Raw genomic sequence first — 9,315 nt, forward strand, 5'->3', positions numbered from 1 at the left:
AGGCCGCGGCCGCCGGGTCGTGGGTGACCATCAGCGTCGTCGCGCCGCCGTCGACGGCGCAGCGGCGGAGCAGCGCCAGCACTCCGGTGGACGCGGCCGAGTCGAGCGCGCCGGTCGGCTCGTCGGCGAACAGCACCGCGGGCCGGGTGAGCAGGGCGCGCGCGATCGCGACGCGCTGCTGCTGCCCGCCGGACAGCTGGGCCGGACGGTGCCCGGCCCGGTCGGCCAGCCCGACCTCGTCGAGGGCCGCGGCGACGGCGCGGCGCTCGACCCGGCGCCCGGCGAGCCGCGCGGGCAGGGCGACGTTCTGGGCCGCGGTCAGCGCGGCGACCAGGTTGAACGCCTGGAACACGACGGCGGTGCGCTCCCGGCGGGCCAGCGTGCGTCGCCGTTCGGACAGCGCCGCCAGGTCGGTGCCGCCGAGCAGCACGCGGCCCGACGTGGGGACGAGCAGCCCGGCAGCGCAGTGGAGCAGGGTCGACTTGCCCGATCCCGACGGGCCCATCACGGCGGCCACGGTGCCGGGCCGGGGCCGCAGCGAGACCCCGGCCAGTGCGCGGACCGGGGGCGCCCCGCGGGGGCGGTGGACGTGGTGCAGGTCGTGGAGCTCGATCGTCGTGGTCGGCATGTGCCGAGTGGACCGCCGGGGCCGGGTCCCACGCGGTCACCCGGACGGGAGTTCCGGGGTAGTGCCTGCGCTACCGCGCCCGGAGCGGGTGTCCGGCTACGTTGCCCGGCGTGCGGATCGTGACGGCCTGGCAGGCGGTGGACCAGCAGCCGCTGAGGTTCCTCGCGACGGCGTGGCCGTGGCGCTCGCTGGCCTTCCTCCTGACCGGTGCGCTGCTGGGGGCCGGGCTCGTCGGCGTCGTCGCGGTCGTGACGTCCGGGCTCGTCCTCGGCGGACCGTGGGTCGCCGCCGGCACCGCCGTCGTCCTGGTGGTGTCCGTGGGCCTGGCGGGCCGGCCGCTCGCCGTTCTGGAGCGGGCCCGGTTGCGCCTGGTCGACACCGCACCACTGCCGGCCCCGCCGCGCCCCGCCGGGCGGTGGTGGTCGGCGGCCCGGTGGCGGGCCCCGCTGACCCGGCGCGAGATCGGGTTCGCGCTGCTCGCCGCGACCGCGCTGGCCGCGCTCGACGCCGGCGTCCTCGGCTTCTCCCTGGTCCTGCCGGTGCTGCTGTTCGTCTCCCCCGTCGACGACCCGACCGCCTTGCCGCTCGTCGCGCTCGGGGTCCTGCTGCTCGCCGCGACCCCGTGGACGGTCACCGCGTGGGCCGGGGCACGGGCGACCCTGACCCGCACCGTCCTCGGTCCGCGCGGCACCGAGCTGGGCCCCGACCTGTCCGACGTCGCGACCCGGCGGTTGCTGGGCGCGTTCGCGACCGAACGGGCCCGGATCGAGCGGGACCTGCACGACGGCGCCCAGCAACGGCTCGTCGCGCTCGGGGTGACCCTCGGTCTGGCCCGCCTCGACGCCGTCGACGGCTCGGCCTGCGCGGCACGGCTCGACACGGCCCGCGACGAGCTCGGGCTGGCGCTGACCGAGCTGCGTGACCTGGTCCGGGGGCTCGACCCGGCGACGCTGGCCGACAACGGGCTCGCCGTGGCCGTCGCGGACCGGGCCCGGCGATGCCCGGTGCCGGTCGAGGTGGGCCTGCACCTGCCCGCCGAGCTGCCCCCGGCCGTCGCCGGGACCGCGTACTTCGTGCTCACCGAGGCGCTCACCAACATCGCCCGCCACAGCGGTGCCACCACCGCCTCGATCGGCGGGGGCCGGCACGCCGACCAGCTCGTCCTGGAGGTCCGCGACGACGGCCGGGGCGGCGCCGACCCGGCGGGCGGGACCGGTCTGTCCGGGCTCGCCGAGCGGGTCGCCCTCGCCGGCGGGCGGCTGCGACTGTCCAGCCCGGTGGGCGGACCGACCCTGCTGCGGGTGGAGCTGCCGTGCGGGTGACCGTCGCCGAGGACTCCGTGCTGGTGCGCGACGGGATCGTCGGGGTGCTGACGCGGTTCTCCCACACCGTCGTCGGCGCGGTCGGCGACGCCCCGGCCCTGCTGGCGGCGGTCCGGGCCGACCGGCCCGACCTGGTCCTGACCGACGTCCGGATGCCCGCGGGCCCGGAGAGCGGGCTGCGGGCCGCGGTGGAGCTGCGCCGGGCCGACCCCGGCCTGCCCGTGCTGGTGCTGTCCCAGGTGGTCGCCCCGGTCGCCGCGGAGGAGCTGCTCGACACCGGCGACGGCGCCGGCATCGGCTACCTGCTGAAGGACCGCGTGGCCGACGTGGCCGGGTTCGTCGCCGCCGTCGAGCGGGTCGGTGCGGGCGGGACGGTGCTGGATCCGGAGGTGGTGGCCCGGCTGGTACGTCGACGCCGTGATCCGGTCGCGCGGCTGTCCCCGCGCGAGCGTGAGGTCCTGGATCTGATGGCGCAGGGCCTGTCGAACGCCGAGGTCGCCGCGGCACTGGTGGTATCCGACGCAGCGGTGAACAAGCACGTCCGGTCGGTGTTCACCAAGCTCGACCTGCCTGCGGACGTCCCCGGGCACCGTCGGGTGCTGGCGGTGCTGGCCTGGCTCCGGTCGGCGGGGTGACACCCGCCCGCGGGCGGCCCGCCGGGCCCGGCGTCGGACACCACCGGGCGCGCCGCGTCGGCATGATCATCAGTACGTCAGCGTTGCTCCACCGGTTCGCGACAACGCTGACGTACTGATGATCATGGGTCGAGGGCCGTTCAACCTGCCGGGGCCCGGCGGTAGCGCGTCGCCAGTTCCGTGCTCTGTCCGGCGAACGCGGCGAGCCCCGCCTCGGCCGCGGACCGGAGCAGGCCCGCGGCCTCGACACCCGGGGCGCACACCACCTCGCCGAGCTCGAGCCCCCGCAGACAGGCGGCGACGACGTCCTCGGGGCTCATCCGCGGGACGGCGCTCAGGTCGAGGCCCTGACGGGTGTGGAACTCGGTGGCCACCACACCGGGGCACAGGACCTGGACGCGGACCCCGGCGTCGGCGACCTCGGTGGCCAGCAGCTGGGAGAAGACCACGAGGTGGGCCAGCGAGCCTCCGTAGACCGCGCGCGGCGGCCCGGCCGCGGCGGGCGCGGGACCGCTGAAGGCGATCATGCCGGCGACGTTGACGACGGCGCCGCACCCGCGGGCGACCATCGGCCCGACCGCGGCACGGGAGATCATCGTCGGGGCGACGACCTTGACGCCCAGCAGCTCCCGGGCCCGGGCCGCGGGCAGGTCGGTCAGCGGCATGTAGTGGGCGACGCCTGCGTTGTTGACCAGCAGGTCCAGGGGCCGCTCGGCGGCGAGGCCGGCGACCCGGTCGATGCCGGCGTCGGTGGACAGGTCCGCAGTGACGGTCTCGACGTCGTGGCCGGGGTGCCCGGCGGCGAACACGTCGAGGCGCGCGGTGTCACGTCCGACGACGATCAGGTCGTACCCGTCGGCGGCGAGGCGCTCGGCGAAGGCCCGGCCGATGCCGGAGGTGGCGCCGGTGACAAGGGCGAGGGGGCTCACGGGTGTCGTTCCTCCGGGTGGTCGGTGATCGCCCCACCAGCCTGGCCCGGCCGGGGGGCGGGTGCACAGGCCCCGTCGTTCGGGGTCCTCGCAGGGCCCCCACCCGGTGATCCGCGGTGCGCGTGCAGATCCGCCGTCCGCGTGCGTCCGGACGCGCACGAGGGGCGGATCTCCGCGCGGACCCGCGATCAGCCGGGGGTGAGGTGGGCCAGGCGCTCGGCGTCGTCGCCGCCGGGTGCGGCGAAGTACACGACCAGCACCTGGCCCCGGGTGCCCGGGACCGGGTAGTTGACCCGGCGCAGCGCCAGGGCCCCGGCCCGTGGATGTTCCCAGCGCACGACGGCCCCGGTGAGCAGGTCGACGTCGTGGCGTCGCCAGACCTCGCGGAACGTCGCGCTCGCCGCCGACAGCTCCTCGACCAGGGTGGCGACGGCGGGGGTCGTCAGGTCGCGACCGAGCGACGCCCGGAACTCGGCCACCATCGTCGCGGCGTCGCGGTCCCAGTCCGGGTGCAGGGCGCGCTCGGCGTCGTCGAGAAACATCGAGCGGAGCCGGTTGGCGCCGGGGCGGATCGCCGGAGAGAGCGCCCCGGCAGCCGCGTTGGCGGCGAGCACGTCGAAGGCGCGGCTCTCGACGAACGCGGGGAGGCCGACGGCGTCGAGCAGCAGCCGGCTGCCCTCGGGCACCTCCTCCCCGGCCGGGCCGGGGGTGTCCGGCTCCCCCGGCCGGACGAGCCCGTGCAGGTGGGCCGTGGCGGCGGCGTCGAGCTGCAGGACGCGGGCGAGCGCGGTGAGGACCTGGGCCGACGGGTTGGTGTCGCGTCCCTTCTCCAGCCGCACGTAGTAGTCGACGCTGATGCCCGCCAGCGTCGCCACCTCCTCGCGGCGGAGCCCCGGGGCGCGCCGGGTGCCGGTGCCGGGCAGCCCGACCTCGGCGGGGGTGACGAGCGCCCGCCGCGCCTGTAGGTAGGTGCTCAGCGCAGTGGGTCCGGCCACGGACCCACCCTAGGACGCCCGCGCCCCCGGCCCGCGCCGCTACCCGGCCCGCCTCAGCTGCTGGGAACCGCCGCCGCCACCTGGTGACCGGCCGGCGCCCAGCCGATCGCCGGGGCGACCCGCTCGGCGATCGAGCGCAGCAGGTGCGCGTTGTACTCGACACCGAGCTGGTTGGGCACGGTGAACAGCACGTAGTCCGCCTCCCGCACGGCGACGTCCTCGGCGAGCTCGGCGGCGATCCGGTCCGGGTCGCCGACGTAGCTGCGGCCGAACCGGGACCGGGCGCCGTCGAGGACCCCGACCTGGTCGTCCTCGCCGCGCTCACCGAAGTAGCGGCGGTCGAGGTCGGTCGTGACCGGGATGACGCTGCGCGACACCGACACCAGCGGGGCGCGGTCGTGCCCGGCGGCGGCCCAGGCCTCGCGGTAGCGCAGGATCTGCTCGGCCTGCAGCCGGTCGAACGACTCGCCGGTGTCCTCGGTGAGCAGCGTCGAGCTCTGCAGGTTCATGCCCTGGGTCGCGGCCCACTCGGCGGTGGCCCGGGTCCCCGCGCCCCACCAGATCCGGTCGCCGAGGCCCGGGGACTGCGGCTGCACCGGCAGCGCGACGTGCCGCCCGCGGGTGCGGGACGGGTCGGCGGGTGCCACCCCGGCACCGCGGATAGCGGCGAGGAACACCTCGGCCTTGGCGCGGGCGGCGTCGGCGTGGGTCTGCCCGTCGGCGGGCCGGTACCCGAAGGCCTCGGCGCCGTTCAGCGCGATCTCGGGCGAGCCCCGGCTCACGCCGAGCTGCAGCCGCCCGCCGGAGAGCAGGTCGGTCGCGGCGGCCTCCTCGGCCATGTAGAGCGGGTTCTCGTAGCGCATGTCGATCACGCCGGTGCCCATCTCGATCCGGCTGGTGGTCGCCGCGATCGCTGCGAGCAGCGGGAACGGCGCGGCCAGCTGGCGCTCGAAATGGTGCACGCGCACGAAGGCGCCGTCGATGCCGATGTCCTCCGCGGCACGCGCCAGCTCCACGGTCTGGCGCAGCGCATCGGCGGCGGTGGGGGTCCGGGACCCGGGGACCTCTCCGTGGTGCCCGAACGACAGGAACCCGATCTTCGTCATGCCCTCTGCAACAGAAGTTGAGGGCTCAACATTCCGTCAGAGGGCGCCCTTGGTGGACGGCACCCCGGTGACCCGCGGGTCGGGCTCGGTCGCGGCCCGCAGCGCGCGGGCGACGGCCTTGAACTCGGCCTCGGTGATGTGGTGCGGGTCGCGGCCGTCGAGCACCCGGACGTGCAGGGCGAGGTGCCCGTGGAAGGCCAGGGACTCGAACACGTGCTTGTTCAGCACGGTCGGGTAGTGCCCGCCGACGACGAAGCCGCGCATCATCTCCGGCTCGCCGGTGCACACGGTGTAGGGCCGGCCGGAGACGTCGACGACGGCCTGGGCGAGGGCCTCGTCCATCGGGATCCAGGCGTCGCCGAAGCGGCGGATGCCCTTCTTGTCCCCCAGCGCCTGGCGGATCGCCTGTCCCAGCACGATCGCGACGTCCTCCACGGTGTGGTGGGAGTCGATCTCGATGTCGCCCTCGGCGTGCACGGACAGGTCGAAGCTGCCGTGCTTGCCGAACGCGTCGAGCATGTGGTCGAAGAACGGGACCGTGGTGGTGATGTCGGTGCGCCCGGTGCCGTCGAGGTCGATCTCGACGACGATGCGGGTCTCCTTGGTGACGCGTTCGACGCGTCCGATGCGGCTCACCTTGTCGGTCATCACAACAGCTCCTGGGTGGCGAGGTCGGTGGCGGCGGTGAGGAAGGCGTCGTTCTCCTCCGGCGTGCCCACGGTGACCCGCAGCCGCTCGGGGATGCCGACGTCGCGGATCAGCACGCCCTGGTCGAGGAACCCCTTCCAGGCGCGGCCGGCGTCGGCGAAGCGTCCGAAGAGGATGAAGTTGGCGTCGGAGGCGACGACGTCGTAGCCGGCGGCGGCCAGCTCGCCGGAGATCCGGTCCCGCTCGGCGGCGAGCAGCGCCACCGAGCCGAGGGTGGCCTCGGCGTGGCGGAGCGCGGCCCGCGCGGCGGCCTGCGACAGCACCGACAGGTGGTAGGGCAGTCGCACGAGCTGGAGTGCGCCGATCACCGCGGGCGCGGCGGCGAGGTAGCCCAGCCGACCGCCGGCGAAGGCGAACGCCTTGCTCATCGTCCGCGACACCACGAGCTTGTGGCCGTGCGTCGCCAGCAGGGTCGTGGCGCTCGGGCGGCCGGTGGCCTCGGCGAACTCGGCGTAGGCCTCGTCGACGACGACCATGCCGGGGGCGGCGTCGACCAGCCGGGCCAGGTCGGCCGGGGCGACCGACTGCCCGGTCGGGTTGTTCGGGCTGGTCACGAACGTGACGTCCGGGGCCTTCTCGGCCAGGACGGTGACGGCCGCGTCGATGTCGAGGGTGAAGTCGTCGCGGCGCGGCACCGGGACGAACTCGGTCTGCGTACCGGAGGCGAGGATCGGGTGCATCGAGTAGCTGGGCACGAAGCCGAGCGCGGTCCGGCCGGGACCGCCGAAGGTCTGCAGGATCTGCTGGAGGATCTCGTTGGACCCGTTCGCGGCCCACAGGTTCGCCGTGGTCAGCTCGACCCCGGTCTGCCGGGACAGGTAGGCGGCGAGATCGCCCCGCAGCGCGACGAGGTCGCGGTCGGGGTACCGGTGCAGCTCACGGGCCGCCTCCTCCACCGAGGCGGCGACGTCGGCGACAAGCTCGGGCGGCGGCGGGTACGGGTTCTCGTTGGTGTTGAGCCGCACCGCGACGTCGAGCTGCGGCGCGCCGTACGGGCTCTTCCCGCGCAGGTCCTCGCGCAGCGGCAGGTCCGCGAGCCGGACCGTCGACCCGGCGGTCACGCCCCGGCCCCCTCGAACCGGGCGGTCACGGCCTCGCCGTGGGCGGGCAGATCCTCGGCGTTCGCCAGGGTCACGACCCGGCCGGCGACCTCGGCCAGCGCCGCGCGTCCGTAGTCGACGACGTGGATGCCGCGCAGGAACGTCGCCGTCGACAGCCCGCCGGAGTGCCGCGCACAGCCCCCGGTCGGGAGCACGTGGTTCGACCCGGCGCAGTAGTCGCCCAGCGACACCGGCGACCAGGCCCCGACGAAGATCGCACCGGCGTTGCGGACCTTCGCCGCGTCGCCCCCGGAGTCGGCGGTCTGGATCTCCAGGTGCTCGGCGGCGTAGGCGTCGACGACGGCGACCCCGTCGGCGGTCGAGGACACCAGGATGACCCCGGACTGCGGCCCGGTCAGCGCGGTGCGCACCCGCTCGGTGTGCTTGGTCGCGCCGACCCGGGTCTCCAGCTCGGCCTCGACCCGCTCCACCAGCGCGTCGGAGGTCGTGACCAGCACCGATGCGGCGTTCGGGTCGTGCTCGGCCTGCGAGATGAGGTCAGCGGCGACGTGCGCGGCGTCCGCGGTGTCGTCGGCGAGGATCGCGATCTCGGTGGTGCCGGCCTCGGCGTCGATCCCGACCAGGCCGCGCAGCATCCGCTTGGCCGCGGTGACGTAGACGTTGCCGGGGCCGGTGACCATGTCGACCGGCTCCAGCTCGGCGCCGTCGGTATCGGTGCCGCCGTAGGCCAGCAGCGCGACGCACTGGGCGCCGCCGACGGCCCACACCTCCTCGACGCCGAGCAGCGCGGCCGCCGCCAGGATCGTCGGGTGCGGGCGTCCGCCGAACTCCGCCTGGGCCGGGGAGGCGACGACCAGCGACTCCACGCCGGCCGCCTGCGCCGGGACCACGTTCATGATCACGCTCGACGGGTAGACCGCCAGCCCGCCCGGGGCGTAGAGCCCGACCCGGCGGACCGGGACGAACCGCTCGGTGACGGTGCCGCCGGGGACGACCTGGGTGACCACGTCGGGCCTGCGCTGCTCGGCGTGCACGATCCGGGCGCGCTCGATCGAGGTCTCCAGTGCCGCGCGCACGTCCGGGTCGAGATCGCGCAGGGCGGCGGAGATCGCCTCGGCCGGGACGCGCACGGTCTCCGGACGGACCCGGTCGAAGCGCTCGGTGGCGTCCAGCGCGGCGGCGGCGCCGCGGTCGCGCACGTCCTCCACCAGCGGGCGGGCACGCTCCAGAGCGGCGTCGATGTCCAGCTCGGCGCGCGGCATCATGCCGCGCAGGGTGGCCGGACGGGGCAGCGGTTCGGCTCGCAGGTCGAGGCGGCGGAGCATGGCCCCCAGGATACGGCGGCGGTCCGGCACGGTCCCATCCCGGCGGGGTGAGCCACGTCCTCGCCGTCGGTGGGCCGTGGCAGTCTCCGCGGCGTGACCCGCCACGTGAGCGACGCCGAACGCCGGGCCCGGCTGGTGACCCGGCACCGGCTCGCCCCGCACACCCGCACCGACGACGTCGTCGCGATCAGCGACGACCTGGTCGCGCTGCACTCCACCGACCCGGTCTCGGTGTACCTGTCGGCGGCGGCCCGGATGGCGACGCCGTCGCTGGCGCCGGTCGCGGCGGCGCTGCACGAGGACCGGACCCTGCTGCGCCACCACGCGATGCGCCGCACGCTGTGGGTGTTCAGTCGTGCCCACGCCGCCCTGGCCCACCACGCGGCCACCGTGGACGTCGCCGCGGTGCAGCGCCGTGACCTGCTGCGGCAGCTCGCGGCGGACGGCGTCGACGACCCGCAGGCCTGGTACGCCGAGGCCGCCGACCGGGTGCTGACGCTGCTGCGCGAGCACGGCCCGACCCCGGCCCGCGCGGTCGGCGCCGCGCTGCCCGACCTCGCCGCTCGGCGGGTCACGCTGCCCGGCGGCGGGACCCAGCCCGCGCAC

General features: G+C 75.9%; 10 protein-coding genes. 3 read left to right on the plus strand and 7 right to left on the minus strand.

Features of this window, described 5'->3' with window-relative positions; genetic code table 11:
• Positions 1–628 (minus strand): ABC transporter ATP-binding protein (locus NH602_RS24045; RefSeq protein ID WP_253068970.1); only part of this gene is annotated, 628 nt, incomplete at its 3' end.
• 110 nt (positions 629–738) lie between these two features.
• Between NH602_RS24045 and NH602_RS24050 the strand changes: the two genes are divergently transcribed.
• Together NH602_RS24050 and NH602_RS24055 are read left to right on the plus strand one after the other, a co-directional pair.
• The gene (locus tag NH602_RS24050) at positions 739–1,950 is read left to right on the plus strand and encodes a sensor histidine kinase (protein ID WP_253068971.1); all 1,212 of its coding nucleotides are present in this window, start codon (positions 739–741) and stop codon (positions 1,948–1,950) included.
• Entirely contained in the window at positions 1,941–2,585 is a 645-nt protein-coding gene (locus NH602_RS24055) for a response regulator transcription factor (RefSeq protein WP_179760335.1), read from the plus strand. Before NH602_RS24050 ends, NH602_RS24055 begins: the two co-directional genes overlap by 10 nt.
• 140 nt (positions 2,586–2,725) lie before the next feature.
• On the opposite strand, the gene NH602_RS24060 is transcribed toward NH602_RS24055, so the two are convergent.
• The 6 genes from NH602_RS24060 to hisD form a co-directional block, all read right to left on the minus strand.
• Positions 2,726–3,514, minus strand: coding sequence for an SDR family oxidoreductase (locus NH602_RS24060; protein WP_179760336.1), 789 nt, complete (start codon positions 3,512–3,514; stop codon positions 2,726–2,728).
• Between the two features lie 188 nt (positions 3,515–3,702).
• Positions 3,703–4,509, minus strand: coding sequence for a helix-turn-helix domain-containing protein (locus NH602_RS24065; RefSeq protein WP_179760337.1), 807 nt, complete (start codon positions 4,507–4,509; stop codon positions 3,703–3,705).
• 53 nt (positions 4,510–4,562) lie between these two features.
• Positions 4,563–5,615 (minus strand): LLM class flavin-dependent oxidoreductase, encoded by a 1,053-nt coding sequence (locus tag NH602_RS24070; RefSeq protein WP_253068972.1) that lies wholly within the window; start codon positions 5,613–5,615, stop codon positions 4,563–4,565.
• A gap of 36 nt (positions 5,616–5,651) precedes the next feature.
• A complete protein-coding gene (gene hisB, locus NH602_RS24075; RefSeq protein ID WP_208623216.1) occupies positions 5,652–6,251 on the minus strand; it encodes an imidazoleglycerol-phosphate dehydratase HisB in 600 nt (199 codons plus the stop codon).
• 11 nt (positions 6,252–6,262) lie between these two features.
• On the minus strand, positions 6,263–7,384 hold the full coding sequence (locus tag NH602_RS24080; protein ID WP_253068973.1) for a histidinol-phosphate transaminase: 1,122 nt from the start codon (positions 7,382–7,384) through the stop codon (positions 6,263–6,265).
• Positions 7,381–8,709: a histidinol dehydrogenase gene (gene hisD / locus NH602_RS24085; protein WP_100880254.1), complete on the minus strand. Its 1,329-nt coding sequence runs from the start codon at positions 8,707–8,709 to the stop codon at positions 7,381–7,383. Before hisD ends, NH602_RS24080 begins: the two co-directional genes overlap by 4 nt.
• A 93-nt stretch (positions 8,710–8,802) precedes the next feature.
• On the opposite strand from hisD, the gene NH602_RS24090 reads away from it, so the two are divergent.
• Positions 8,803–9,315: DNA glycosylase AlkZ-like family protein (locus NH602_RS24090; RefSeq protein ID WP_253068974.1), on the plus strand; the 513-nt coding region annotated here is incomplete at its 3' end.

The organism is Pseudonocardia sp. McavD-2-B (assembly GCF_024124365.1).
GTDB lineage: Bacteria > Actinomycetota > Actinomycetes > Mycobacteriales > Pseudonocardiaceae > Pseudonocardia > Pseudonocardia alni.